Raw genomic sequence first — 25,087 nt, 5'->3', positions numbered from 1 at the left:
CGCCGCACCGGCCCCGGAAGGAATCAGCATCATGCACATCGACTGGGCTGCCCTCGGCTCCGTCTTCGGCGTCAGCCTCGCCGTGACCATCGGACTCGTCGGCCTGTTCACCCTCGGCATCGTGGGCCTGTCCAAGCAGGGCGCGGCCACCGGCGAGGCGGGCGGCGGCTCCGCCGCCGGCTCGACCGCGCTGGCCCGCAGCGGCGCGTACCTGTGCTTCGCGCTGTGCGCGGCAGCCGTCGCGTACGGGATCTTCCTGATCGTCGCCTGACCCGCGGGTCCCCGGGCCGCGTGCGCGCGGCCCGGTGTGAAGTTGACCTCAGCTCCCGGCTTTCCGGCCGTGAGCTGGGGTTTCTTCTTTTCCACAAGCCGTCGCGGTGAGTTGACGGGCCGGAGCGGCGCGTGGTGGTATCGGAACCGCCAAACGGCGGCAGGAGAGGAAGTCCGGTGCGAATCCGGCGCGGTCCCGCCACTGTCACCGGGGAGCGGACCCCCGCCCATGGCCACGGCCCCGTGAGGGGCTGGAAGGCCGGGGGTGCCGCCGATCCGGGAGCCAGGAGACTCTCGTCGCCGGTCACGTCGAACCAGGGCGCGGACCCTGAGTGAGGACTCCTGTGATGCGCGGCCCCGGCCGTTCACCCGACACCGGCGCCGCGGCGCCGTGCGCGTTCGCCACCGGTGCCGCCCTCGGCTGGCTCGCCGACCTCGCCCTCGCCGACCCGCGCCGCGGTCACCCCGTGGCGGTCTTCGGCAGCGCCGCCGCCGGCCTGGAGCGTGCACTGTGGCGCGACCACCGCGGCCGGGGCGCCCTCCACACGGCGCTGTGCGCGGGCGGCGCGGTGGCGGCCGCGGCCGGGCTCCAGCGTGCGGCACGCCGTTCCGGCCCCGCCTCCGTCGCCCTGACGGCGGCGGCGACCTGGGCCGTGCTCGGCGGGACCTCCCTGGTACGGGAGGCGCGCGCCATCGGCGCCGCCCTGTCCGCCGGGGACACCGAGGCGGCGCGCGGGCGGCTGCCCCATCTGTGCGGCCGCGACCCGCAGGCGCTGGACGAGGCCCAGTTGGCCCGGGCGGTCGTGGAGTCCGTCGCGGAGAACACCTCGGACGCCGTCGTGGGCGCCCTGGTGTGGGGCGCGCTGGGCGGCGTGCCCGGGCTGGTGGGCTTCCGGGCGGTCAACACCCTCGACGCGATGGTGGGTCACAAGTCGCCGCGGCACCGGCGGTTCGGCTGGGCGGCGGCCCGGCTGGACGACGTGGCCGGCTATCCCGGCGCCCGGCTGACCGCCGCGCTCGCGGTGCTGGCCGGGCCCGACCCCCGGGGGGCCTGGCGGGCCTGGCGCAGGGACGGCTCCCGGCATCCCAGCCCGAACGCGGGACCGGTGGAGGCCTCGTTCGCGGGGGCGTTGGGCGTGCGCCTCGGGGGGACGCTTGCCTATGGCGGGCGGGTCGAGCACCGGCCCGTCCTGGGGGCGGGGAACCGGCCGGTGGAGGTACGGGACATCGAACGGGCGGCGCGGTTGTCGCGGCGGATCGGCGCGCTGGCGCTGGCGGTCGCGGTGGGCGGGCGCCTGGCGTGGGGCGCGGTCGCCCGGAGGAGGAACGCATGAGGGGCGGGGGCCTGCTGGTCGCCGGGACCACGTCGGACGCCGGCAAGAGCGTCGTCACGGCGGGGATCTGCCGGTGGCTGGCGCGGCAGGGTGTGTCCGTGGCGCCGTTCAAGGCGCAGAACATGTCGCTGAACTCGTACGTGACGCGCGAGGGCGCCGAGATCGGCCGCGCCCAGGCGATGCAGGCCCAGGCGGCGCGCGTGGAGCCCTCGGCCCTGATGAACCCGGTGCTGCTCAAGCCCGGCGGGGACCGCACCAGCCAGGTCGTCCTGATGGGGCGCCCGGTGGGCGAGATGAGCGCGCGCGGCTACCACAACGGGAGCCGCGCGCAGCTGCTGGAGACCGTCACCGGCTGCCTGGAGGAGCTGCGCGGCCGGTACGACGCGGTGATCTGCGAGGGCGCCGGCAGCCCCGCCGAGATCAACCTGCGGCAGGGCGACATCGTCAACATGGGCCTGGCGCGGGCCGCCCGGCTCCCGGTGGTCGTGGTCGGCGACATCGACCGGGGCGGGGTCTTCGCCTCGTTCTTCGGGACGACGGCGCTGCTGGCCCCCGAGGACCAGGAGCTGGTCTGCGGCTACCTGGTCAACAAGTTCCGCGGCGACGTGTCCTTGCTGGAGCCGGGTCTCGAGATGCTGCGCGGGCTGACCGGACGCCGCTTCTACGGGGTGCTGCCGTACCGGCACGGCCTCGGCATCGACGAGGAGGACGGCCTGCGGATGTCGCTGCGCGGCACCGTCAGGGAGTCGGACACGGCGGCGCCGCACGGTGAGGACGTCCTTCGGGTCGCCGTCGCGGCGGTCCCGCTGATGTCGAACTTCACCGACGTGGACGCGCTCGCCGCCGAGCCCGGTGTCGTCGTCCGCTTCGTCGACCGGCCCGAGGAACTGGCCGACGCCGACCTCGTCGTCCTGCCCGGCACCCGCGGCACGGTCAAGGCCCTGGAGTGGCTGCGGCAGCGGGGCCTGGCCGATGCCGTCACCCGCCGGGCCGCGCAGGGGCGCCCGGTGCTGGGGATCTGCGGCGGCTTCCAGATGCTCGCCGAGACGATCGAGGACGACGTCGAGTCCCGCGCGGGCACGGTCGCCGGGCTCGGCCTGCTGCCGGTGCGGGTCCGCTTCGCCGTGGCGAAGACCCTGGCCCGGCCCTCCGGGAAGGCGTACGGCGAACCGGTCGAGGGGTACGAGATCCACCACGGCGTCGCCGACGTCCGCGGCGGCGACGAGCCCTTCCTGGACGGCTGCCGCACCGGCGCGGTCTGGGGCACCCACTGGCACGGCTCGCTGGAGAGCGACGGCTTCCGCCGCGCCTTCCTGCGCCGCGTCGCCCAGGCCGCGGGACGGCGTTTCGTACCCGCCCCCGGCACCGCCTTCGGCGCGCTCCGCGAGGAGCAGCTGGACCGGCTGGGCGACCTGATCGAGGAGCACGCCGACACCGGCGCGCTGCTCCGCCTCATCGAGCAGGGCCCCCCTGCGGGGCTGCCCTTCGTCCCCCCGGGGGCGCCGTGAGCACCCCGTCGCGGCCCCGGAGCGGGGCCGTCCGTGAGCACCGCCGCAACGACCGTTCGACCCAGGAGGCCGCGTGAGCACCCCTTACCCCTTCACCGCGATCGTCGGGATGGCGGACCTGCGCCTGGCGTTGCTGCTGAACGCGGTCAGCCCGGCGGTGGGCGGTGTGCTGGTGCGCGGCGAGAAGGGCACCGCCAAGTCGACCGCCGTACGGGCGCTGTCGGCACTGCTGCCGCCCGTGGACGTCGTGCCCGGCTGCCGCTTCGGCTGCGACCCGGCGGCGCCCGACCCGGCCTGCCCGGACGGGCCGCACGGCCCGGACGCCGGCGCGGAGAGCCGGGCGGCGCGCATGGTGGAGCTGCCGGTCGGCGCGTCCGAGGACCGCCTCGTCGGCGCCCTGGACATCGAACGGGCCCTGGCGGAGGGCGTGAAGGCCTTCGAGCCGGGGCTGCTGGCCGACGCGCACCGCGGCGTGCTGTACGTGGACGAGGTCAACCTCCTCCACGACCACCTGGTGGACCTGCTGCTGGACGCGGCCGCCATGGGCGCCTCCTACGTCGAGCGGGAGGGCGTCTCCGTGCGCCACGCCGCGCGCTTCCTCCTCGTCGGCACGATGAACCCCGAAGAGGGCGAGCTGCGGCCGCAGTTGCTGGACCGCTTCGGTCTCACGGTGGAGGTCGCGGCGTCGCGGGAGACCGACGAGCGGGTGCAGGTCGTCCGGCGGCGCCTCGCCTACGACGCGGACCCGCCGGGCTTCGCCGCCGCCTGGCAGGCCGACGAGCGGGAACTGCGCGAGCGGATCGCGGCGGCGCGGGCGCTGTTGCCCGCGGTGTCGCTCGGCGACGGCGCGCTCCGCCAGATCGCGGCCACCTGCGCGGCCTTCGAGGTGGACGGGATGCGCGCGGACATCGTCATGGCGCGCACGGCGACCGCCCTGGCCGCCTGGGCCGGACGCACCGACGTGACCGACGCCGACGTACGGCAGGCCGCGCTGCTGGCGCTGCCGCACCGGCGCCGCCGCAATCCCTTCGACGCGCCGGGCCTGGACGAGGAGAAGCTCGACGAGACCCTGGAGCGCAACCGCGCCGAGGACGACGACCCGGACCCGGACCCCGGTCCCGGCCCCGACGGGGGCGGACCCGACGGCGGCGGCCGCCCGCCGCAGGGTGACGACGGCACCCCCGACGCCACCCCTGACATCGCCCCGCCCCGGGAGCCGGCGGACTCCGGTCCCCAGCCCGAGCCCGAGCCCGGGCCCGAGCCCGCGCAGGCGCCGCAGGGCGGCGCCGGGGAACGGGCCGCGGTGCCCGCGGCCGAGCCGTTCAAGGCCCGCGCCCTGACCGTTCCCGGCCTCGGCGAGGGCGCCGCGGGCCGCCGCTCACGGGCCCGTACGGCGCACGGCAGGACGACCGGCGCCCGGCGGCCCCGCGGCGCCCTGTCCAAGCTGCACCTGGCCGCCACCGTGCTCGCCGCCGCCCCGCACCAGCGGGCGCGCGGGCGCGGCGGCCCGGGCCTGGTGATCCGCCGGGACGACCTGCGCGAGGCGGTGCGGGAGGGCCGCGAGGGCAACCTGGTGCTCTTCGTCGTCGACGCCTCGGGCTCGATGGCCGCCCGGCAGCGCATGAGCGCGGTCAAGGGCGCGGTGCTGTCGCTGCTGCTCGACGCCTACCAGCGGCGCGACAAGGTCGGCCTGGTCACCTTCCGCGGCGCGACGGCGGAGCTGGCGCTGCCGCCGACCTCGTCGGTCGAGGCGGGCGCGGCACGCCTGGAGAAGCTGCCCACCGGCGGCCGCACCCCGCTGGCCGCCGGGCTGCTGAAGGCGCAGGACGTGCTGCGCGTGGAGCGGCTGCGGGACCCCTCGCGCCGCCCGCTGCTGGTCGTGGTCACCGACGGCCGGGCGACCGGCGGCCCCGAGCCGGTGCGCACGGCCGCGCGGGCCGCACGGCTGCTGGCGGCCGAGGGCACCGCGTCGGTGGTCGTCGACTGCGAGTCCGGGCCGGTGCGCCTGGGGCTCGCGGGTGAGCTGGCCCGCGAACTGCACGGCACCGCCGTGACGTTGGACGAGCTGCGCGCTGACAGCGTCGCGGCACTGGTACGGGATGTACGGAGGGCCGCGTAATGCCGCAGGGACAGCCGAGTGTGGTGCCGCAGGACGGTCTGACCACGCGCCAGCGCCGCAACCGGCCGCTGGTGATGGTGCACACCGGCACCGGCAAGGGGAAGTCGACCGCCGCCTTCGGCCTGGCGCTGCGGGCCTGGAACCAGGGCTGGCCGGTCGGGGTGTTCCAGTTCGTCAAGTCCGCGAAGTGGAAGGTCGGCGAGGAGCGGGCGCTGCGCGTGCTCGGCGCCTCCGGCGAGGGCGGCACCGTCGCCTGGCACAAGATGGGCGAGGGCTGGTCCTGGGTCCAGCGGGACATCTCCGAGAGCGAGGACGCCGCGCGTGAGGGCTGGGAGCAGGTCAAGCGCGACCTGGCAGCCGAGACCTACCGGCTGTACGTGCTGGACGAGTTCGCCTACCCGCTGCACTGGGGGTGGATCGACACCGACGAGGTGGTGTCGGTGCTCCGGGACCGGCCCGGCACCCAGCACGTCGTCATCACCGGGCGCAACGCCCCGCAGCCGCTGCTGGACTTCGCGGACCTGGTCACCGAGATGGGCAAGGTGAAGCACCCGATGGACGCCGGCCAGAAGGGCCAGAAGGGCATCGAGTGGTAGCCAGGATCGTCGTCGCGGCCCCGGCCTCCGGGAGCGGCAAGACCACCGTCGCCACGGGTCTGATGGCCGCCTTCGCGGAGGCCGGGCTCGCGGTCTCCCCGCACAAGGTGGGCCCCGACTACATCGACCCCGGCTACCACGCGCTGGCCACCGGCCGTCCGGGCCGCAACCTGGACGCGTACATGTGCGGCCCGGAGCGGATCGCACCGCTGTTCCTGCACGGTGCGCGGGGGGCCGACCTGGCCGTCGTGGAGGGCGTGATGGGGCTCTTCGACGGCGCCTCCGGGATGGGCGAGCTGGCCTCCACCGCGCACGTGGCGAAGCTGCTGCGGGCACCGGTGGTGCTGGTGGTGGACGCCTCGTCGCAGTCCCGTTCGGTGGCGGCGCTGGTGCACGGCTTCGCCTCGTGGGACCCGGAGGTGCGGGTCGCCGGCGTCATCCTCAACAAGGTCGGCTCCGACCGGCACGAGGAGCTGCTGCGCGACGCCCTCGACGGCGCCGGCGTGCCCGTGCTGGGCGCGCTGCGGCGCGACACGGCGGTCGGCACGCCCTCCCGGCACCTGGGTCTGGTCCCGGTCGCGGAGCGGCGTGCGAACGCCGTCGACGCCGTGCGGGCCCTGGCCGCCCGGGTGCGGGAGGGCTGCGACATGGACGCGCTGCTGGCGCTGGCGCGCAGTGCTCCCCCGCTCGCGGACGAGCCCTGGGACCCGCAGGAGGCGGCGGCCGGTCCGGCGGCGCCGGGCGCACGGCCGGTGGTCGCGGTGGCGGGCGGGGCGGCGTTCACCTTCTCGTACGCCGAGCACCTCGAACTGCTCGCCGCCGCGGGGGCGGAGGTCGTCACCTTCGACCCGCTGCGCGACGAGCACCTGCCGCCCGGCGCCGCGGGGCTGGTCATAGGCGGCGGCTTCCCCGAGATGTACGCCCACGAACTGTCCGCCAACGAGCCGCTGCGCAAGGCCGTCGCCGCCTTCGCCGGACCCGTGACGGCGGAGTGCGCGGGCCTGCTCTACCTCGGGCGGGAACTGGACGGACGTCCCATGTGCGGGGTCCTGGACACCACGGCCCGTATGACCGAGCGGCTCACGCTGGGCTATCGCGAGGCGGTCGCGATCGCCGACAACGCGCTGGCGGCCGCCGGGACGCGGGTGCGCGGCCACGAGTTCCACCGCACCGTCGTGGAGCCAGCCGCCGGGGCCACCCCCGCCTGGGGACTGATCCGGCCGGAGCGGCGCGTGGAGGGCTTCGTGCGGGGCGGCGTCCACGCCTCGTACCTGCACGTCCACTGGGCCGCCGAACCGTCCCTGGCACGGCGGTTCGTCGCCTCCTGCGCGAGCGGCGCGGCCGCGTGAGCGTGGTCGTCGGCGTCGGGGCGGGCCGCGGTGTGGCAGCGGCCGAAGTGCTCGCGCTCGTACGGTCCGTGCTCGCCGAGGCCGGGGTGCCGGAGCCGTCCGTCACGGCGCTGGCGACCGTGGACGGCAAGGCCGGCGAGCCGGGTCTCGTCGCGGCGGCGGCGCGGCTGGGCGTCCCCCTGGTGACGTACGACGCGCGTACGCTGGCCGCGGTCGACGTGCCGAGCCCCTCGGGCGCCCCGCTGGCCGCGGTCGGCACGCCCTCCGTCGCGGAGGCGGCCGCGCTCGCCGCGGCGCCCGGCGGCGAACTGCTGGTACCGAAGAGGAAGTCCGCCCCCGGGAACGGTACGGCGAGGGCGACCGCGGCCCTGGCGCGGCACCGTACGCCCGATCGCGGCACGGACGGCAGGCGCGGCACGCACGGCACGACGGAGGAGAAGGCACCGTGATCAACCCCCCGCCCGAGGACGTGCTGGAGCGGCGCGTCGACGCCGCGCTGGGCGGCGGCCGCCGTACGCCGCTGGATCTGGCGGCGACCATGGTGCTGCTGGTCGGCGCCGGCTCCCCCGAGGCCGCCGACAACGCCGAAGTGGCCCGTACCGCACGGCTGCTGTGGGAGGGCCGGGGCTACGCGGGCGTGGAGACCGCCTTCCTCACGACGGCGGCGCCGGACGTGCCCGCGGGCCTGGAACGCTGCGCACGGCTCGGAGCCCGGCGGATCGTCGTGCTGACCTGCTTCCCGGCGGACGCGGCCCTGGAGGAACGGGTCGGGCAGCAGGCGGAGGGCTGGGCCGAGGCGCGTCCCGAGGCCGACGTACGGCACGCGCCGCCCGGCGACGCCGAGGCCCTGCGGCAGGAGCCCGGCGAGGGCGACCACGACCTGCGGCACCACGGCGACGCCGAAGTCCGCGACGGCGGCGGGGACCTGACGGACCTGGCCGTGAACGTGCGCGCCGGAACACCGCCCCGGTGGCTCAAGGAACGCCTCGCCGCCACCCTCGACGGGCTGGCCGGCTACCCCGACGACCGCGCCGCGCACCGGGCGGTCGCCGCCCGCCACGGCCGACCCGTGGAGGAGGTGCTGCTCACGGCGGGTGCCGCGGAGGCGTTCGTCCTGCTGGCCCGCACCACCCGGGCCCGCCACGCGGTGGTCGTGCACCCGCAGTTCACGGAGCCGGAGGCGGCGCTGAAGGATGCCGGACACTTCGTGCACCGCGTCGTGCTGCGCGCGGAGGACGGCTTCCGCCTCGACCCGCGCGCGGTGCCGGACGCCGCCGACCTGGTCGTCGTCGGCAACCCGACCAACCCCACCTCCGTGCTGCACCCCGCGGCGGACCTCGCCCGCCTGGCCCGCCCGGGCCGCACCCTCGTCGTGGACGAGGCGTTCATGGACGCGGTGCCCGGTGAGCCCGAGAGCCTCGCCGCCCGTCGCGACCTGCCCGGCCTGGTGGTGCTGCGCAGCCTCACCAAGACCTGGGGCCTCGCGGGCCTGCGGGTCGGCTACGTCCTCGGCGACCGCGAGCGCGTGGCGGCGCTGCGCCGCGCCCAGCCCCTGTGGGCGGTCTCCGCGCCCGGCCTCACCGCCGCCGAGGCGTGCAGCGCCCCCGCGGCCCTCGCGGAGGCCGAAGAGGCGGCCCGCCGGATCGCCGCCGACCGCGCCCACCTGCTGCGCCGGCTCGCCGAGTTCGACGACGTCGAGGTCGCCGGTCCGGCGCACGGTCCCTTCGTCCTGCTGCGCCTCCCCGGGGCGGTCTCCGTCCGCGAGCGCCTGCGCGACCTCGGCTTCGCCGTCCGCCGCGCCGACACCTTCCCCGGCCTGTCCCCCGACTGGCTCCGCCTCGCCGTCCGCGACCCCGCGACGACCGACCGCTTCGCGGCCGCCCTGTCGAAGGCGCTCGACGGCTGACGCCCTGGCGGACGGACCCGTCCCCCTCGAAACCGACCTCCGTCAGGGCGCGGTAGCCGGAGGCGACCTCCGCTCCGGATCGGTGTCCGATTCGCCGATCCGGCCGGCCAGGGAACGCAACGCCTCCGCGGACGGTGAGCCGGGTGGGGCCGTGCACACGTACAACCACTGGTCCGGGTCACCGGGGAACACGAGGGTCTCGTAGTCGAGGACGAATTCCCCGAGCAAGGGGTGCCGACAGCGCCTGGTGCCGTGGGAGAACACCTCCACATCATGCGCCGCCCACCACCGGCTGAAGTCGGCGTCCGCGGCCGACAGGTGGCCGATCAGCTCGGTCAGACGCGTGTCGTCCGGATTCTGACCCGCGTACAGGTGCAACCCCGTCACCACCATACGGGCGGCCATGTCCCAGTCGACGAACAGTTCACGTGCCGCAGGATCGAGAAATACGAACCGCGCCAAATTACGTTCACGGACCGGCATCGCTTCGAAATCGACGAATAGCGCCCGGGCCATCCGGTTGACTGCGAGGACGTCCATACGGCCGTCCAGGATCATGGCGGGGCTGTCCGCGAGAACCTCGAGCAGGGCGTACGCCCCCGGCCGTACTCGCCGCGGAACCTCCGGCTGGCTGGCCCTGACCACGGACTGCGGCCTGGCCAGGTTGAACAGGTGCGCACGCTCGGCGTCGTCCAGCCGCAGAGCCCGGGCCACGGCCTCCAGCACCGCCTCCGAGGCGTTGGCCACCCGTCCGCGTTCCAGACGGATGTAGTAGTCCACGCTCAATCCGGCCGAGAACGCGACCTCCTCGCGACGAAGTCCCGGAACACGGCGACTCGCCCCCGGCGTGACCCCGGCCTGCTCGGGAGCCACCCGGGCGCGCCGCGAGCGCAGGAAATCGCTCAGTTCCCTGTTGTCACCCGAACCGGACGGTGCTTTGGCCATATGCCAAGGCTAACCCTCTGCGCACCGCCCCGGCAAAATCACGGTTTCCACCACGCCAATTCCCGCTCACTTCAATGCATTGTTTCGAGAACGAGCCGTCGGGGGCGTTTATCGAAAAGGCCCGTGCCGCAGAGATCACTCGGCGATGGACAGGGGGCCTGCCAGTACCCGGACCAGCAGGCCATGGCCGAGGAGAGCCTGCTTGACCGCCCTCAGGCACCCCTCCGGCTGGTTCGCTGGAATTGCACGCAGATCGGCTTTCCCCCGCGCCACACGCCTGAAGGGATAAACCGCGATGACGACCACTGAACAGGCCGAACTCATTGAGCCCCCGAAGCCCCGGGAGATATCGGATGCCGCAATAGCGATGGTCGACAGCGGGCCCGGCATCGACGCCGCCGCGACCACCGTGCTCCTCGTCCGGACCCGCACACTCAATGCGGCCCGGATTGCCTCATGGGACTTCCCCGCCGATCCGACCGTCGTCCGTACCGCCCGGCACATGGCCGCCCGGCAGCTCGGCGAATGGGGGCTGGACCACCTCGTGCCCACCACGGAACTGATCGTCAGTGAGCTGGTCACCAACGCCGTCCGCCACGGCGTCGGCCCCCTCCGTCTCAGGCTCATCAAGCACCAAGTCCTGACCTGCGAAGTCTTCGACAGCGGCAGCGGCCACCCGCGCCTGCGCCACGCTCGCGGCGCCGACGAGAACGGCCGGGGCCTCTTCATGATCGCTCAGCTGTGCCACAGGTGGGGCTTCCGGTCCGCGACCGGCGGCAAGCTCGTCTGGGTCGATCAGGACCTGTCCTGCGCGCCCTCGCATCCGCATCCGCGGCGTCCCCCGCCGCACGCCCTCTTGCCCAGACCCGGCGCCGCCCGGTCAGCCCTTGACCCCGAGGGCCTGGACGTCGAGGCCGCCCAGGGCCGGGTGGACGTAGGCGTTGGTCAGGCGGTCGGACCGGTAGTTGAGGCGGCGGTCGTAGAGGAAGGGCAGGAGCGTGCCGCGGTCCTGGGCGGTGGAGTCGACGGTGCGCCAGAGGTTGTCGGCGGCGTTGCGGTTGGTCTCGGAGTCGGCCTCGTCCATCAGGGAGTTGATCTCCCGGTCGTCCAGCCCCGCGTAGTTGCTGGGGCTGTCCGGCAGCAGCAGCGGGCGCAGGAATCCGGCCGGGGAGGGCCAGTCGGACTGCCAGGTGGTCATGACGATGCCCCAGCCCTTGTCCTTGATCTGCTGCTGGTCGGTGAGGGCGGCGTAGAAGTCGGCGGCGTCGGGGGTCTGTACGGTCGCCGTGATGCCCACCTCGGCGAGCTGGCCGGCCAGCGACTGCGCGGCCTTGCGGGCGGCCTGGTCGCCGGCGGAGACCGCGACGACCGTGCTGAACCCCTTGGCGTGGCCGCATTCGCCGAGGAAGCGGCGGGCCTGTTCGGGGTAGGAGCCGCCGGTCACGGTGCCGTAGGTGTCGAGGTGCCGGTCGTGGCCGCCGACGGTCGGCGGGAGCATGCCGCCGGCGACGTCGCCCGCGTCCTGGCCGCCCAGGGCGTCACGCAGCAGGCTGCGGTCGGTGGCGTACTGGACGGCCCAGCGGCAGCGGTAGTCGTCCAGGGGCGCGACGGCGGTCTGCAGGGAGAAGTAGCGGACGGCACCGGTCTGCACGAGGTCCGCTCGGGACTTGAGCGCGTCGTCGGCGAGGATGCGGGTCCGGGTGGCCTGCTGGACGCCGGTCTGGGCGAGGTCGAGGTCGGCGGTGCCGTTCATCAGGGCGGTGTCCACGGCGGCCGCGTCCGCGGCGATGGTGAGCTCCACCTCGTCGGGCAGGGCGGTGCGTATCGCGTCCGTCGCCGGGTCCCACTTGTCGTTGCGCACCAGGCGCAGCCCCTTGGCGGCGTCGTAGGAGGCGATGCGGTAGGGGCCGCTGGCGACCGGCTGGTCCTGGTAGCTCTCCTTGGTGTCCTTCGCCTTCGGGACGGGCGAGGACATGGGCAGCGCGAGGACGTGGGGGAAGTCGGCGAAGGGCGCGTCGAGGTGGAAGACGATCGTGCGGTCGTCGGGGGTCTCGACGCTCTTCAGGCCGAGCCCGTCGGGGTCGGTGTCCTTGTAGGGACCGGGGTAGTCCTGCCCCTGGTCGAGCAGGTCGCGCAGGTGGGTGGGGCCGCCGGGGTACAGGTCCCTGGCGAAGGTGCGCTCGATGCCGTACTTGACGTCCCGTGAGGTGATCGGCGTGCCGTCCTCGAAGGTGACGCCCTCCTTGAGGGTGTACGTGTAGGTGCGGCCGCCGTCGGAGATCGTGCCGGTGCTGGTGGCGAGGTCGGGGGCGAGCCGGGTGCCCGCGGCGCCGGGCTGCGGGGCGAAGTCGACGAGTTTGCGCAGGTAGAGGCGGCCGAGGTTCCACACGATCGGCGAGTAGGTGCGGGCCGGGTCGAGGGAGTCTGGGGTGTAGGCGGAGATGAGCCTGAGGGTGCCGCCCTTGGCGGTGGACGGGTTGACGGCGCCGGTGAGGGCGCCGTTGTAGCCGCCGGTGGGCCTGCGGGCGGCGATCACGTCCTGGGCGGTGGGGGTGGACCGCTTCTTCGGGTCGTCGCCGAAGGGGTCGACGACGACCGTCACGGTGACCAGGACGGCCACGACGGCCGCGGTGACCGCGGACACCACGCCCCAGCGGCGGCGCCGGGGCCCCGGGACCGGGGTGTCCCAGGCGGGACGGGTGGGGTAGGACGGCGGGCCGTACGAGGGCGGGTTGTACGCGGGGTGGGGCAGGGTGGGCGGCCGTGCGGGCGGCGGGGGCAGGGCGGGCGGACCCGTGGGCGGGGTCCGCGAGGCCAGCCAGCCGCTGAGGGCGTCCCTCATCTCCGCGGCGCTCCGCGGGCGCAGGGCGGGGTTCTTCGACAGGGCGGAGAGCACGATCGCGTCGAGTTCGGGCGGCACCAGCGGGTTGCGCGCGGAGGGCGGCGCCGGTGTCTGGTGGACGTGGGCGTACATCACCGACAGCGGGGTGGCCCCGGCGAAGGGGACGGTGCCGGTGAGGAGTTCGGTGAGCATGCAGGCGACCGCGTACAGGTCGCTGCGGGCGTCCACGGCGTCGCCGGCGCACTGCTCGGGGGCCATGTAGCCGGGGGTGCCGATGGCGGAGCCGGTGCCGGTGATGCGGGACAGCGAGTGGACGACCCGGGCGATGCCGAAGTCGGCGACCTTGACCGTGCCCCCGGTGGCGATCAGGACGTTGGAGGGCTTCACGTCGCGGTGGACGAGTCCGCGGGCGTGGGCGTGGGCGAGGGCGTCCAGGATCTCGCAGGTGATGCGGACGGCCCGCGCGATCTCCATCGGGGCCTGTTCTCGGGCGAGTTCGGCGAGGGTGCGGCCCTCGATGTGCTCCATCACCAGGTACGGCACGACCGCGTCGTCCGTCGTCACCTCGTCCTGGTCGTGGACGGTGACGATGCCGGGGTGGTTGAGCCCGGCCGCCGCCCGTGCCTCGCGGGCGAAGCGGCGGCGCGCCTCGGGGTCGCGGGCCAGCTCCGGAAGGAGCGTCTTGACGGCCACGGTCCGGCCGAGCCGGGTGTCGTACGCGAGATGGACCCGGGCCATGCCGCCGGAGCCGAGCAGCGCCCGCAACTCGTACCGTCCCCCGAACATGCGACCCCCCGGCCCCGTCCGCGACGGGCGCGCGGACACTCCCCAACAGGGTAGTGGAAAGTGCCCTTTTCAGACGGCGACGAGAGAGCGGCCGGAGCGGGGAGCGGTGCGGGAAAGCGCGTGGAGGGCGGCTCCGGACACTCCGCCGCCCTCCACGTCCCCCCTCACCCCTGGTCCGCCCCCCGGGGTCGACCCGGGTTCGTCAGTCCCGGGCGCTCTCGGCCGCCGGCTTGCGGCGGGTCTTGCGGATCACGAGGAATCCGGCGGCGAACAGCAGCACCGAACCGCCTGCGAGGTACGGGGTCATGGAGCTGCTGCCGGTCTCGGCGAGGTCACCGGCGGCCGCGGGCGCGGCCTGCGGGGACTGGTCGGCACGCGCGGACTCCGACGGCCCGGCCGACTGCGAGGGCTCCGCGGACTGCGAGGGCTGCTCGGACTCGCCGCCGGTCTGCGGCTCCTCGCCGCTGCCGGAGTCGTCGCCGCCGTTGTCCCCGTCGCCGTTGCCGCCGCCGTGGTGCCCGCCGCCGTCGTGCCCGCCGCGGCGGGGCGTCTCGCAGGTGGCCCCGGCGAGGGTGACGGTGCCGTTCACCTCGGCGACGCCGAGCTTGAGCGGGTTGACCTCCACCGACAGTTCCAGTGCGGTGGCGGCGGCGCTGCGCGAGGTGACGGTCCTCTTGGCGAGGTCGAGGCGGACCTCGCCCACGCCGGGCACCTTCACCAGGGTCGTGCCACCGGCCGACACCTTGACGCGCTTGCCGAGGACGACGACATGGCCGGGCAGCTCGACGTCGGCGACCGGCTTCCGGCCGGCCACGCACGTGGCGCGGGCGGAGATCGCGTCGGCCTTGATGAGCCCGAGCAACGGCAGTCCGGGCAGGCTGACGCGCGCCTTGACGAGGTTGGCGTAGCCCTCCGCCTTGTGGCGGTCGGCGGTGGCCCTGGCGGTGGCGACGTCGGCGCGCAGGACGCTGAACGGCCTGCCGCGGTCCACCCCGTCGAGGGTGGCGGAGAGCGCGGTCTCGTCGGCGCTCGCCGGTGCGTGGACCTCGTTGAGCGTCAGGTTCAGCGGCACGTCCACGGACTTGCGGAGCAGTGAGACCTCCAGGCCGGTCCGCAGGACGACCGCACCGGCCTTGCCGGAGGAGCCGTGGGTCCCCCCGGTCGCGGCGGCCGGGGTCGCCGGCCCGAGGGCGAGGGCACCCGCCGCCAGCGCGACGGCGGCCCCCAGCGCGGCGGCGGGACGGCGCGCGGGCATGCTGAAGGGAGAGCTGGACAAAGTGGAAAACCCCCAAGTGGTCATGGAGTCGCCACGGCGCCGCTGAAGGGGACAGCGCGCTCGCCGGGCGACCTCGACCCCGTAATGATTTACGTACGGAGAGTGAACCGGCACCCGCCTGAGCCCGGTTCACTCCAAAGGGTGGTTTTCGCCTCCGTATTCGAAACCTGCGGCACATGCGTTCCCGCGCGTCACACCTGCGATCGCGCGTATTCGAGCACCTTGGCGAAGTCCACCGCGCCGGGGTCCCCGTGGGAGTTGTGGCACAGCAGGCCGCGGGCCACATAGGTGCGGGTCGAGGTCGACAGCGAGGCGATCGGCTGCTCCCCCAGGTGCTCGACCGCGAGCACCTCCGCCTCGGCGGTGACGTCGGCGACCGCGGCACCCTCCCACGCCCCCGCGGGGGTGCCCTGCCGGTCGGCGACCGCGACGATCCGGTGCTTGAACGGGGTGAGTTCACGGCTGGTCACCCACGCGTCGCCGTGCGGCAGCCGCACCAGCCACGGATGGTCGGCCGTCGCGACGACCTCGCCCCGCGCCGTGGTCACCCGGTACGCGTCCTTGCGCGCCGGGTCGTTGCGGGTCACCACCCCGCGGCGGAGCCGGCGCCGCCCCTGCCCGCCCGCGACATCCGCAGCGCCCTGGGCGTCCTCCTCGTCGAAGCACGCGACCTCGTCGCCGACGGCCAGTTCGGCCGCCCGGGCCCAGCTCAGGTCGGCGCGGAGCACGGGGGTGTCCGGGTGCACGCAGTTCTCCGGCACGTGCTGGTGCCCGCAGACGCCGCGGAAGGCGTTCCACTCCCGTCCGGTCATCCGCTGGCCGCCCGCGTTCCCGTACGAGCGGGGGTAGGGCAGCCAGAGCTTCGGCCCCTTCAGCGGCACAGCGTGGTGGGTGTGCATCCAGGCGAGGAACTCCGCGAGTTCGCGCAGCGCCCACTGCGGGGCCTTGGGCCAGTAGACGTGCCGGTTGGCGGCGCCCCAGTCCTCGTGCCGCTCGGGGTCGCAGGTGCCCACCAGCTCCACCTGGCACACGTTGAGGGTGTTGGTCTCCACCCCGCCGGGCCGGTTGACCAGGGCGCGCGAGGAGATGTCGATGTCGAAGTGCTGGTACCAGACCAGCTTCTCGTCCTCGAAGTCCGGCTTCGCCGTCAGGTTGGGCGCGCTGCCGCCGCCCCCGTACGTCGGCACGCTGCGGCCCTCGGTGGTGTGCAGCACGACGGCGTTGACCTCCATCGCGTCGCCGCCGTAGTCGTCCTGGTACCAGTACCTGCGCGAGGCCCCCGGGTACCTCTGCGGTCCCTGCCTGGTCATCGTGCTCCCCGTCCCGTTGCGGTGTCGGCCGGTACGACCGATCGCAACACGACAGAAGAGGACGGATCGACTTTTCCCGTACAGGATCACCCGAACCGGTGCTCCGGGATCATTCCGGGCGCATCGGTGGCCGCGCTCCGCTACCGTGGCGCCGCCGTGTCCGCCGGGTCACCCCACCACGCGACCGCGCAGCACGATGCGCCGGGGCGCGGCCAGGACGCGGACGTCGGCACGCGGGTCGTCCGGGTAGACGACCAGGTCGGCGGAGGCGCCCTCGGTGAGGCCGTCGCGGCCGAGCCACTCACGGGCGGACCAGGTGGCGGCCGAGAGCGCGTCGAGGGCGGGCAGACCGGCGGTGACGAGCTCCGCGACCTCGCCGGCGACGAGCCCGTGGGCGAGGGAGCCGCCGGCGTCGGTGCCGGCGAAGATCCGGATGCCCGCGTCGTGGGCGGCGCGGACGGTGTCGTAGCGGCGGGCGTGGAGCCGGCGCATGTGGTCGGCCCAGCGCGGGAACTTGGCCTGGCCGCCGTCCGCGAGGTCGGGGAAGGTCGCGATGTTGACCAGGGTGGGGACGATGGCCACCTGGTGCTCGGCGAAGAGCGGGATGGTGTCCTGCGTGAGCCCGGTGGCGTGCTCGACGCAGTCGATCCCGGCCTCGACCAGGTCCCGCAGGGAGTCCTCGGCGAAGCAGTGGGCGGTGACGCGGGCGCCCTCCTCGTGGGCGGCGGCGATGGCGGCCTCGACGGCGCCCCGCGGCCAACAGGCGGACAGGTCGCCGGTGTCCCGGTCGATCCAGTCGCCGACCAGCTTGACCCAGCCGTCGCCGCGCCGGGCCTCCCGGCGGACGTGGGCGACCAGGTCCTCGGGCTCGATCTCCCACGCGTAGTTGCGGATGTAGCGGCGGGTGCGGGCGATGTGCCGGCCGGCCCGGATGATCCGCGGCAGGTCCTCGCGGTCGTCGATCCAGCGCGTGTCGGAGGGCGAACCGGCGTCGCGGAGCAGCAGGGTGCCCGTGTCGCGGTCGGTGAGCGCCTGCTTCTCGGAGATGCCCGGGTCGACCGGGCCGTGCTGGTCGAGGCCGACGTGGCAGTGGGCGTCGACCAGGCCGGGCAGGACCCAGCCCTGCACGGTGGTGAGGTCGCGGAGACCGGCGGGGCGCTCGTAGGTGACGCGCCCGCCGACCACCCAGAGCTCGTCCCGTACGTCCTGCGGCCCGGCCAGGATGCGGCCCTTGACGTGCAGTGCGTGCGTCCCCTCGCGATCAGCCATGTCTGCACTCTACGAGCCGCCGGATACCCTCGGGCCGTACACCCCCCGACGAAGGAAGCAGCGCTGCCGTGTCCCACCCCCTCCTCGACCTGCCCCCGCTGACCGCCGGGCGCTTCGCCGCGATCGAGCGGAGGGTCGCCGCGCTCCTGCACACCGGGCAGGACGTCGTGATCACGCAGGGCGAGGCCCTGCTGCCGCTGGAAGGCTGCATCCGCGGCGGGGCGCGGCCGGGCTCGACGGCGCTGAACGTGGTGACCGGACCGTACGGCCAGACCTTCGGCAACTGGCTGCGGGACGCGGGCGCCACCGTGGTCGACCTGGAGGTGCCCTTCCACGCCGCCGTGAGCGCGCGGGACGTCGCGCGGGCACTGTCCGACCACCCGGAGGTCGACTTCGTGTCGCTGGTGCACGCGGAGGCGGCCACCGGCAACACCAACCCGGTGGCGGAGATCGGCGAGGTGGTCCGGGCGCACGGCGCGCTGTTCATGGTCGACGCGGTCGCCTCGGTGGCGGCCGAGCCGCTGCTGGTGGACGCGTGGGGCGTGGACCTGTGCGTGATCGGCGCCCAGAAGGCCATGGGAGGGCCCGCCGGGGTGTCGGCGGTGTCGGTGAGCGAGCGCGCGTGGCGGCGCCTGGCGGACAACCCGGCGGCGCCGCGCCGCTCGTACCTGTCCCTGCTGGACTGGAAGGAGCGCTGGATCGACGCCGGGCGCAGGGCGCTGCCGCACGCGCCCGCGCAGTTGGAGATGCTGGCGCTGGAGGCCTGCCTGGAGCGGATCGAGGAGGCCGGGCTCGACGCGGTGGTCGCCCGGCACCGCGCCGCCGCCGCGGCGACCCGGGCCGGTGCGGCGGCGCTGGCCGCCGCCGTCGAGCCGTACGTGTACCGGGACCAGGACGCCGCGCCGGTCGCGACGACGCTGCGCACCCTGGACGGCGTCGCCGCCGACGCCCTGGTCGCCCGCGCCCTCGCGTTGGATCCGGGGCTTCCGCTGGTCGCCGGGGGCGGCGCGCTGGCCAAGGAGATGATCCGGGTCAACCACTACGGCCGGGACGCCGACCCGGCCGTGGTCGTCCGTACGCTGCGCACGCTGGCCGGCGCGCTGGAGGCGGACCCCGGGCCGGCCGTGGCGGCGGCCGAGGCCGCCTGGCGGGCCTGACCCCACCCCACCCCCGAGGGGCCGCCCGGGCCGGCGTGAGCGGCCCGGGCGGCCCCTCGCCGTCGGCACCCGGAATTCCACGGGGCTTGACCCAAGGGAAATTCCGGGGAATTATCCGTGGAATCGGGAAAGGTATTCCGCATTCACCTCCTGCCCCGGGATCACGACTTCAAACGCCAAGATTCCATCAACGCGACGTGATGATTTCGAGGATGTGACCGAGGCCACAACCTCACCTTTCCGCCCCGATATATCCGGGCAAAGCATCCCACGCCAACAGCCTTCACGCGCCTGATATCAGCAGCACCGGCCCGCTACAAGGGCCGCGCGGCATGCAATTCCGAATTCCGCCCGCTACGTTCTTTCCGCATGACCGCCGCAAGGGAATTGCTGCTCGACACCCCGCGAATAGAGGACGGCGCCGCACTGTGGCGCATTGCCCGCGACTCCCGGACCCTGGACCTGAACTCCCCGTACAGCTACCTCCTGTGGTGCCGGGACTTCGCCGGCACCTCCGTGGTGGCGCGTGCGGCGCACGGCGAACCGATCGGCTTCGTGACCGGCTACGTCCGCCCGGAGCGCCCCCGCGCCCTCGTCGTCTGGCAGGTCGCCGTGGACGAGGCGCACCGCGGTCAGGGGCTCGCGGCCACGATGCTCGACGACCTCGCGCAACGGGCCTCCGCGTCCGGTGTGCGCGAGGTCGAGACCACGATCACCCCGGACAACGAGGCCTCGCACCGCCTGTTCACGTCCTTCGGTGCCCGCCACGGAGCCCGCACCGAACGCGAGGTGCTCTTCGACGCTGCGCTGTTCCCCGACGGCCACCAGCCCGAAGTCCTGTACCGCATCGGGCCCCTCGTCTGACCCGGCCGTCCCCGCACGACTCCTCTCTCCCCCACAGAAGGAATGCACGGTGACCCTCACCCCGCCCGCCCTGTCCGTCTTCGAGACCCTCGAGTCCGAGGTCCGCAGCTACTGCCGCGGCTGGCCCGCCGTCTTCGACCGTGCGCAGGGCAGCCGACTCTTCGACGAGGACGGCCACGACTACCTCGACTTCTTCTCCGGCGCCGGGGCCCTCAACTACGGCCACAACAACCGCGTGCTCAAGCGCGCCCTGCTGGACTACCTGGAGCGCGACGGCATCACGCACGGCCTCGACATGAGCACCACCGCCAAGCGCGCCTTCCTGGAACGCTTCCAGGACGTCGTGCTGCGCCCGCGCGGCATGGACCACAAGGTGATGTTCCCCGGCCCGACCGGCACCAACGCCGTCGAGGCGGCGCTGAAACTGGCCCGCAAGGTCAAGGGCCGCGAGTCGGTGGTGTCCTTCACCAACGCCTTCCACGGCATGTCGCTGGGCTCGCTCGCCGTCACCGGCAACTCGATGAAGCGGGCCGGCGCCGGCATCCCCCTGGTGCACGGCACCCCGATGCCCTTCGACAACTACCTCGACGGCCGCGTCCCCGACTTCCTGTGGTTCGAACGGCTGCTGGAGGACCAGGGCTCCGGCCTCAACCAGCCCGCCGCCGTGATCGTCGAGACGGTCCAGGGCGAGGGCGGCATCAACGTCGCCCGCCCCGAGTGGCTGCGCGGCCTGGCCGACCTGTGCCGACGCCGCGACATGCTGCTGATCGTCGACGACATCCAGATGGGCTGCGGCCGCACCGGCCCGTTCTTCTCCTTCGAGGAGGCGGGCATCGTGCCGGACATCGTCACCCTCTCCAAGTCGATCGGCGGCTACGGCATGCCGATGGCGCTGACCCTCTTCCGCCCCGAGCTCGACATCTGGGAGCCGGGCGAGCACAACGGCACCTTCCGCGGCCACAACCCCGCCTTCGTCACCGCCACCGCCGCCCTCGACACCTACTGGGCGGACGGCGGGAGCATGGAGAAGCAGACCCTCAAGCGCGGCGAGCAGGCCGAGGCCGTCCTGCGCGAGATCTGCGCCGAGCATCCGCGCTCCGGCGCCCGGTACCGGGGCCGCGGCCTGGTGTGGGGCCTGGAGTTCACCGACCCCGGCCGGGCCTCGCGGGTGTGCGCCCGCGCCTTCGAACTGGGCCTGCTGCTGGAGACCTCCGGCCCCCGCGGCGAGGTCGTCAAGCTGCTGCCCGCCCTGACCATCACCCCCGAGGAGCTCGACGAGGGGCTGCGCACCCTCGCCCGCTCCGTCCGTGAGACCGCCTGACGAAAGGAACCGTCCGACCGTGATCGTGCGATCCCTGAAGGACATCGAGGGCACCGACCGCGATGTCACCGCCGAGACCGGGACCTGGCGCAGCAAGCGCATCATCCTCGCCGACGACCGCGTGGGGTTCTCGCTGCACGAGACCGTGATGTACGCGGGGACCGAGACCTCCATGTGGTACGCCCACCACGTCGAGGCGGTGCTGTGCGTCGAGGGCGAGGGCGAGCTGACCGACGACGAGACCGGTGAGCGCCACGCGATCTCCCCCGGCACGCTCTACCTGCTCGACGGCCACGAACGGCACACCATGCGCCCCAGGACCGACCTGCGCTTCGTCTGCGTCTTCAACCCGCCCGTCACCGGGCGCGAGGTGCACGACGAGAACGGCGTCTACCCCCTGCTCACCGAGGGAGCGTGACCAGCGATGACCACCGTGACGACGACCGACCTCTACCCCACCCGTGGCACGGCCGAGATGCTGACCCCGCGTCAGGACCCGGTCGTCTGGGGCGGCCCCGGCACGTCCGGCCCGATCCAGCCTTCCGCGCTGCGCGACTTCGACCGCGACGGCTTCCTGCCCGTGGACGCGATCATCGGGCCCGAGGACGTGGCCCGCTACCGCGCCGAGCTGGAGCGGCTGTGCGCCGACCCGGCGGTGCGCGCGGACGAGCGGTCCATCGTGGAGGCGAAGTCCCAGGACATCCGCTCGGTCTTCGAGGTCCACAAGATCAGCCCGGTCTTCGCCGAACTGGTCCGCGACCCCCGCGTCGTCGGCCGCGCCCGGCAGATCCTCGGCTCGGACGTCTACGTCCACCAGAGCCGGATCAACGTCAAGCCGGGCTTCGGCGCCTCCGGCTTCTACTGGCACTCGGACTTCGAGACCTGGCACGCCGAGGACGGGCTGCCCCGCATGCGCACGGTCTCGGTCTCGATCGCGCTGACCGAGAACCACGCCACCAACGGCGGCCTGATGATCATGCCGGGCTCGCACCGGACGTTCCTCGGCTGCGCGGGCGCGACACCGGAGGACAACTACAAGAAGTCCCTCCAGATGCAGGACGCGGGCACGCCCTCTGACGCGGCCCTCACGGAACTGGCGGGCCGCCACGGGATCCGGCTCTTCACCGGGCCGCCCGGGTCCGCGGTGTGGTTCGACTGCAACGCCATGCACGGCTCGGGGGACAACATCACGCCCTACCCGCGCAGCAACGTCTTCATCGTCTTCAACAGCGTGGAGAACGCGGCCGTCGACCCCTTCGCGGCGCCGGTCCGCCGCCCCGAGTTCATCGGGGCGCGCGACTTCTCCCCAGTGCGGTAGCCCTCCGGGCGGCCGGTTGTCGTGTGCGGCGCCGTCGTGGTTGCGGTGGGGGTGGGGGTGTCCGGCGCGGTCAGTGCGGGCCTTGCGCACCGTGTGCCTGGGTCGGTGCCGCGCCGGCGCACTCCCCCAGCCTTCGGCCGGGGGGACCCCCACAGCGCTCGCGGTTTACGTCCACATCGTTGCGTACCGGGTTCGCCGCTCGTCTCCCCCAGCCTTCGGCCGGGGGGACCCCCATGGGCGCACCCCGCCACACCCCCTCCCGTGTGTTGGGGCGCATGACGGCCGGACGAGGTGGGGGTTGTGGGAAGTCGTTCCGCAAGGCATGGGGGTCCCCCCGGCCGAAGGCTGGGGGAGGGTTGGCACACCCCCACCACCGGCGTGCACACGCCGACGACGCCCGAGGCACCGCACAGGTGCAGCTCCGTTGCGGGGTTGCGCCAGCCCGCCTCGCCTCCGGCGAGCGGCCGACCCGCAACCAGGCGAAGACCCCCGCCGCAGAGATCAGGCCCCGCGGTGGCCGTTGAAGCGGCGCGGCAACCCCAGGGGGTTGCCATCGCGCAGCTCCGCCGGGAGCAGCCCCTGCGGCGCGTCCTGGTACACGACGGGCCGCAGCCACCGCTCGATCGCCGTGCCGCCGACCGACGTGGACGTCGAGGTCGTGGCCGGGTACGGGCCCCCGTGGTGCATGGCCGGGGCGACGGCTACCCCCGTGGGCCAGCCGTTCACCACGACGCGCCCCGCCAGCGGGGTGAGGCGGCGCAGCAGGTCCGCGCCGGAGCCGTCGGCGTCGGTGCCGGACGCCTCGGCCTCGCTCAGGTGCGCCGTCGCCGTGAGGTTCCCGGGGATTCGTCCGAGCACCCCCTCGACCTCCTCCGCGCCGCCGTACCGCGCGACGACCGTGACCGGACCGAAGTGCTCCTCCAGCAGCGCATCGTGCACGCCGCCCTCCGCAAGCCGGGCCGCCGGGACGGAGACGAAGCCGGCGCGCACCAGGTGCTCGCCGCCGTCGCCGGGCTCGACCGGCGCCTCCACCTCGGGCAGCGCGGTCAGTTCACGCACGCCCGCGATGAAGTTGTCCCGCATGCGGGCGTCGAGCAGCGTGCCGGGGGCGACGTCGCCGACCGCGGCCGCCAGGGACTTCAGGAGGCGGTCGCCGGCCTCGCCCGCCGGGGCCAGTACGAGGCCGGGCTTGACGCAGAACTGGCCGACGCCGAGGGTCACGGACCCGGCGAGCCCCGCGCCGATCTGCTCGGCGCGCTCCTCGGCCGCGGCCTCCGTGATCACCACGGGGTTGAGGCTGCCGAGTTCGCCGTGGAACGGGATCGGCACCGGTCGTGCCGCGGCGGCGTCGAAGAGGGCGCGCCCGCCCCGTACGGAGCCGGTGAACCCCGCGGCGGAGACCAGCGGGTGCTTGATCAGGTCGATGCCGGCCTGGAAGCCGTGGACCACCGAGACGACGTCGGCGGGCAGGCCGACGGCGACGGCGGCGCGGCGCAGCGCGTCCGCGCACAGCTCGCTCGTCGCAGGGTGGTCGGGGTGGGCCTTGACGACGACGGGGCAGCCGGCGGCGAGCGCGCTGGCGGTGTCGCCGCCCGGCACGGAGAACGCGAGGGGGAAGTTGCTCGCGGAGTACACGGCCACGACGCCGAGCGGGATCTTGTAGCGCCGCAGGTCGGGCCGGGGCGGGGCGAGCGTGGCGTCGGCGTGGTCGATGATGACGTCGAGGAAGGCGCCCTCCTCGACGATCTCGGCGAAGGCCCTCAGCTGGTAGGTGGTGCGCCCGAGTTCGCCGGTGAGACGGGCGGGGCCGAGGGCGGTCTCCGCGTCGGCGGCCTCCAGGATGCGGGGGCCGGCCTCCTCCAGGAAGTCGGCCGCGGTGCGCAGCAGCCGGGCGCGCACCTCGCGGTCGGCCAGCGCCGGGAAGGCCGCGGCGGCGGCGCGCACCGCGGTGTCGACCTCCTCGGCGGTGGCTTCGACGGCGACCTGCTCCCGCTGCTTCCCGGTTCGGGGATCGACGCTCCACACTGGTACGGCCACCGCGGGCACCTCCAGGCCTTCCGTTCGATATACTGAACAGCATCCGCAACTGTGAATCTGTTCGGGAGCCTACTTGTGCGGGTCCCGGCCGAACAAGGGGGGTCCACTCCAGATGGCTGCAGGTGAGGGCGGCGCGCAGGTCAAATCCGCGGTGCGGACGGTGGAGCTGCTGGAGTTCTTCGCGGGGCAACCCGGCATGCACAGCCTGGCCGCCGTGCAGGAGGCCGTGGGCTACCCCAAGTCCAGCCTGTACATGCTGCTGCGCACGCTCGTGGAGCTGGGCTGGATCGAGACCGACGCCACCGGCACCCGCTACGGCATCGGCGTGCGCGCCCTGCTGGTCGGCACCTCGTACATCGACGGCGACGAGGTCGTCGCCGCGGCCCGCCCGACCCTGGACCGGCTCTCGGACGACACCAGCGAGACCATCCACCTGGCCCGCCTCGACGGAACCAGCGTCGTCTACCTGGCGACCCGTCAGTCATCGCACTACCTGCGGCCGTTCACCCGGGTCGGCCGCCGGCTGCCGGCCCACTCCACCTCGCTCGGCAAGGCGCTGCTCGCCACGTACACCGACGAGCAGGTCCGCAAGCTGCTGCCGGAGACGCTGGAGCCGCTCACCGAGCACACCCACACCGACCGCGAGAAGCTGATCGCGGAGCTGCACCAGATCCGGGAGCAGGGCTACGCCGTGGACCGCGAGGAGAACACGCTGGGCCTGCGCTGCTTCGGCGTCGCCATCCCGTACCGCACGCCCGCCCGCGACGCGATCAGCTGCTCGGTCCCGGTGGCCCGGCTGACCCCGGCCCACGAGCAGCTGATCAAGGACGCCCTCTTCGACGCGCGCGACCGCCTCACGCTGGCGACCCGCCGTCTGTGA

General features: G+C 74.2%; 18 protein-coding genes, 4 pseudogenes and 1 riboswitch. Of the genes and pseudogenes, 16 read left to right on the top strand and 6 right to left on the bottom strand.

From position 1 onward, the window contains the following. Window positions 1-31 precede the first annotated feature (31 nt). From OG937_32370 to cobC, 9 genes and pseudogenes are all read left to right on the top strand, one after another. Entirely contained in the window at window positions 32-271 is a 240-nt protein-coding gene (locus OG937_32370; protein ID WUD76056.1) for a hypothetical protein, read from the top strand. A gap of 164 nt (window positions 272-435) precedes the next feature. Further along, a riboswitch (cobalamin riboswitch) is annotated at window positions 436-564 on the top strand. 53 nt (window positions 565-617) lie between these two features. Next, window positions 618-1,604 (top strand): cobalamin biosynthesis protein, encoded by a 987-nt coding sequence (locus OG937_32365; GenBank protein WUD76055.1) that lies wholly within the window; start codon window positions 618-620, stop codon window positions 1,602-1,604. Next, on the top strand, window positions 1,601-3,112 hold the full coding sequence (locus OG937_32360; GenBank protein ID WUD76054.1) for a cobyric acid synthase: 1,512 nt from the start codon (window positions 1,601-1,603) through the stop codon (window positions 3,110-3,112). The genes OG937_32365 and OG937_32360 overlap by 4 nt, the downstream gene beginning before the upstream one ends. Before the next feature lie 73 nt (window positions 3,113-3,185). Next, on the top strand, window positions 3,186-5,231 hold the full coding sequence (locus tag OG937_32355; GenBank protein WUD76053.1) for a putative cobaltochelatase: 2,046 nt from the start codon (window positions 3,186-3,188) through the stop codon (window positions 5,229-5,231). Further along, complete coding sequence (gene cobO, locus OG937_32350; protein WUD76052.1) at window positions 5,231-5,827, top strand: cob(I)yrinic acid a,c-diamide adenosyltransferase; 597 nt, start codon at window positions 5,231-5,233, stop codon at window positions 5,825-5,827. The genes OG937_32355 and cobO overlap by 1 nt, the downstream gene beginning before the upstream one ends. Continuing rightward, on the top strand, window positions 5,821-7,176 hold the full coding sequence (locus OG937_32345; protein WUD76051.1) for a cobyrinate a,c-diamide synthase: 1,356 nt from the start codon (window positions 5,821-5,823) through the stop codon (window positions 7,174-7,176). Before cobO ends, OG937_32345 begins: the two co-directional genes overlap by 7 nt. Further along, window positions 7,176-7,553 (top strand): annotated as a pseudogene (locus OG937_32340) (cobalamin biosynthesis protein). Before OG937_32345 ends, OG937_32340 begins: the two are co-directional and overlap by 1 nt. Window positions 7,554-7,714: 161 nt before the next feature. After that, window positions 7,715-7,996: pseudogene (locus tag OG937_32335) on the top strand (hypothetical protein). Window positions 7,997-8,008: 12 nt separating this feature from the next. Then, window positions 8,009-9,082 (top strand): annotated as a pseudogene (gene cobC / locus OG937_32330) (Rv2231c family pyridoxal phosphate-dependent protein CobC). Between the two features lie 42 nt (window positions 9,083-9,124). Here the strand turns inward: cobC and OG937_32325 are convergent. Beyond that, window positions 9,125-10,027, bottom strand: a complete 903-nt coding sequence (locus OG937_32325; protein ID WUD76050.1) for a helix-turn-helix transcriptional regulator — start codon at window positions 10,025-10,027, stop codon at window positions 9,125-9,127. 502 nt (window positions 10,028-10,529) lie between these two features. On the opposite strand from OG937_32325, the pseudogene OG937_32320 reads away from it, so the two are divergent. Then, a pseudogene (locus OG937_32320) lies at window positions 10,530-10,739 on the top strand (ATP-binding protein). Between the two features lie 168 nt (window positions 10,740-10,907). On the opposite strand, the gene OG937_32315 reads toward OG937_32320, so the two are convergent. The 4 genes from OG937_32315 to OG937_32300 form a co-directional block, all read right to left on the bottom strand. Beyond that, complete coding sequence (locus OG937_32315; protein WUD76049.1) at window positions 10,908-13,655, bottom strand: ABC transporter substrate-binding protein; 2,748 nt, start codon at window positions 13,653-13,655, stop codon at window positions 10,908-10,910. A 202-nt stretch (window positions 13,656-13,857) separates the two neighbouring features. Then, window positions 13,858-14,910: an LPXTG cell wall anchor domain-containing protein gene (locus OG937_32310; protein WUD76048.1), complete on the bottom strand. Its 1,053-nt coding sequence runs from the start codon at window positions 14,908-14,910 to the stop codon at window positions 13,858-13,860. Window positions 14,911-15,122: 212 nt separating this feature from the next. Next, entirely contained in the window at window positions 15,123-16,241 is a 1,119-nt protein-coding gene (locus OG937_32305) for a hypothetical protein (GenBank protein WUD76047.1), read from the bottom strand. Between the two features lie 168 nt (window positions 16,242-16,409). Next, entirely contained in the window at window positions 16,410-17,510 is a 1,101-nt protein-coding gene (locus OG937_32300) for an amidohydrolase family protein (GenBank protein ID WUD76046.1), read from the bottom strand. 68 nt (window positions 17,511-17,578) lie between these two features. Here OG937_32300 and OG937_32295 point away from each other — a divergent pair, with 68 nt between their 5' ends. From OG937_32295 to thpD, 5 genes are all read left to right on the top strand, one after another. Continuing rightward, entirely contained in the window at window positions 17,579-18,667 is a 1,089-nt protein-coding gene (locus OG937_32295) for an aminotransferase class V-fold PLP-dependent enzyme (protein WUD76045.1), read from the top strand. A 369-nt stretch (window positions 18,668-19,036) separates the two neighbouring features. Further along, on the top strand, window positions 19,037-19,531 hold the full coding sequence (ectA, locus tag OG937_32290) for a diaminobutyrate acetyltransferase (GenBank protein WUD76044.1): 495 nt from the start codon (window positions 19,037-19,039) through the stop codon (window positions 19,529-19,531). Between the two features lie 49 nt (window positions 19,532-19,580). Beyond that, on the top strand, window positions 19,581-20,852 hold the full coding sequence (gene ectB, locus OG937_32285) for a diaminobutyrate--2-oxoglutarate transaminase (protein ID WUD76043.1): 1,272 nt from the start codon (window positions 19,581-19,583) through the stop codon (window positions 20,850-20,852). 19 nt (window positions 20,853-20,871) lie between these two features. Next, complete coding sequence (locus OG937_32280; protein WUD76042.1) at window positions 20,872-21,270, top strand: ectoine synthase; 399 nt, start codon at window positions 20,872-20,874, stop codon at window positions 21,268-21,270. 6 nt (window positions 21,271-21,276) lie between these two features. Then, complete coding sequence (thpD, locus tag OG937_32275; protein WUD76041.1) at window positions 21,277-22,170, top strand: ectoine hydroxylase; 894 nt, start codon at window positions 21,277-21,279, stop codon at window positions 22,168-22,170. A gap of 501 nt (window positions 22,171-22,671) precedes the next feature. Here the strand turns inward: thpD and OG937_32270 are convergent. Then, window positions 22,672-24,207: an aldehyde dehydrogenase (NADP(+)) gene (locus OG937_32270; GenBank protein ID WUD76040.1), complete on the bottom strand. Its 1,536-nt coding sequence runs from the start codon at window positions 24,205-24,207 to the stop codon at window positions 22,672-22,674. Between the two features lie 112 nt (window positions 24,208-24,319). Here OG937_32270 and OG937_32265 point away from each other — a divergent pair, with 112 nt between their 5' ends. Further along, window positions 24,320-25,087 carry an IclR family transcriptional regulator gene (locus OG937_32265; protein WUD76039.1) on the top strand — a complete coding sequence of 256 codons (768 nt, stop codon included), beginning with the start codon at window positions 24,320-24,322 and terminating at the stop codon, window positions 25,085-25,087.

This window comes from Streptomyces sp. NBC_00510 (genome assembly GCA_036013505.1).
Lineage (GTDB): Bacteria > Actinomycetota > Actinomycetes > Streptomycetales > Streptomycetaceae > Actinacidiphila.
Note: the sequence above shows the minus strand (reverse complement) of the source record. Positions and strands in the feature narration are given on the sequence as shown.

Excerpts from the sequence above, each read along its gene's own strand:
- OG937_32370 (WUD76056.1), top strand. The coding sequence starts at position 32 with ATGCACATCGACTGGGCTGCCCTCGGCTCCGTCTTCGGCGTCAGCCTC.
- OG937_32305 (WUD76047.1), bottom strand. The coding sequence starts at position 16,241 with ATGACCAGGCAGGGACCGCAGAGGTACCCGGGGGCCTCGCGCAGGTAC.
- OG937_32360 (WUD76054.1), top strand. The coding sequence starts at position 1,601 with ATGAGGGGCGGGGGCCTGCTGGTCGCCGGGACCACGTCGGACGCCGGC.
- OG937_32265 (WUD76039.1), top strand. The coding sequence starts at position 24,320 with ATGGCTGCAGGTGAGGGCGGCGCGCAGGTCAAATCCGCGGTGCGGACG.
- OG937_32300 (WUD76046.1), bottom strand. The coding sequence starts at position 17,510 with ATGGCTGATCGCGAGGGGACGCACGCACTGCACGTCAAGGGCCGCATC.
- OG937_32310 (WUD76048.1), bottom strand. The coding sequence starts at position 14,910 with ATGCCCGCGCGCCGTCCCGCCGCCGCGCTGGGGGCCGCCGTCGCGCTG.
- cobO (WUD76052.1), top strand. The coding sequence starts at position 5,231 with ATGCCGCAGGGACAGCCGAGTGTGGTGCCGCAGGACGGTCTGACCACG.
- ectA (WUD76044.1), top strand. The coding sequence starts at position 19,037 with ATGACCGCCGCAAGGGAATTGCTGCTCGACACCCCGCGAATAGAGGAC.
- OG937_32365 (WUD76055.1), top strand. The coding sequence starts at position 618 with ATGCGCGGCCCCGGCCGTTCACCCGACACCGGCGCCGCGGCGCCGTGC.
- OG937_32325 (WUD76050.1), bottom strand. The coding sequence starts at position 10,027 with ATGGCCAAAGCACCGTCCGGTTCGGGTGACAACAGGGAACTGAGCGAT.
- thpD (WUD76041.1), top strand. The coding sequence starts at position 21,277 with ATGACCACCGTGACGACGACCGACCTCTACCCCACCCGTGGCACGGCC.
- OG937_32315 (WUD76049.1), bottom strand. The coding sequence starts at position 13,655 with ATGTTCGGGGGACGGTACGAGTTGCGGGCGCTGCTCGGCTCCGGCGGC.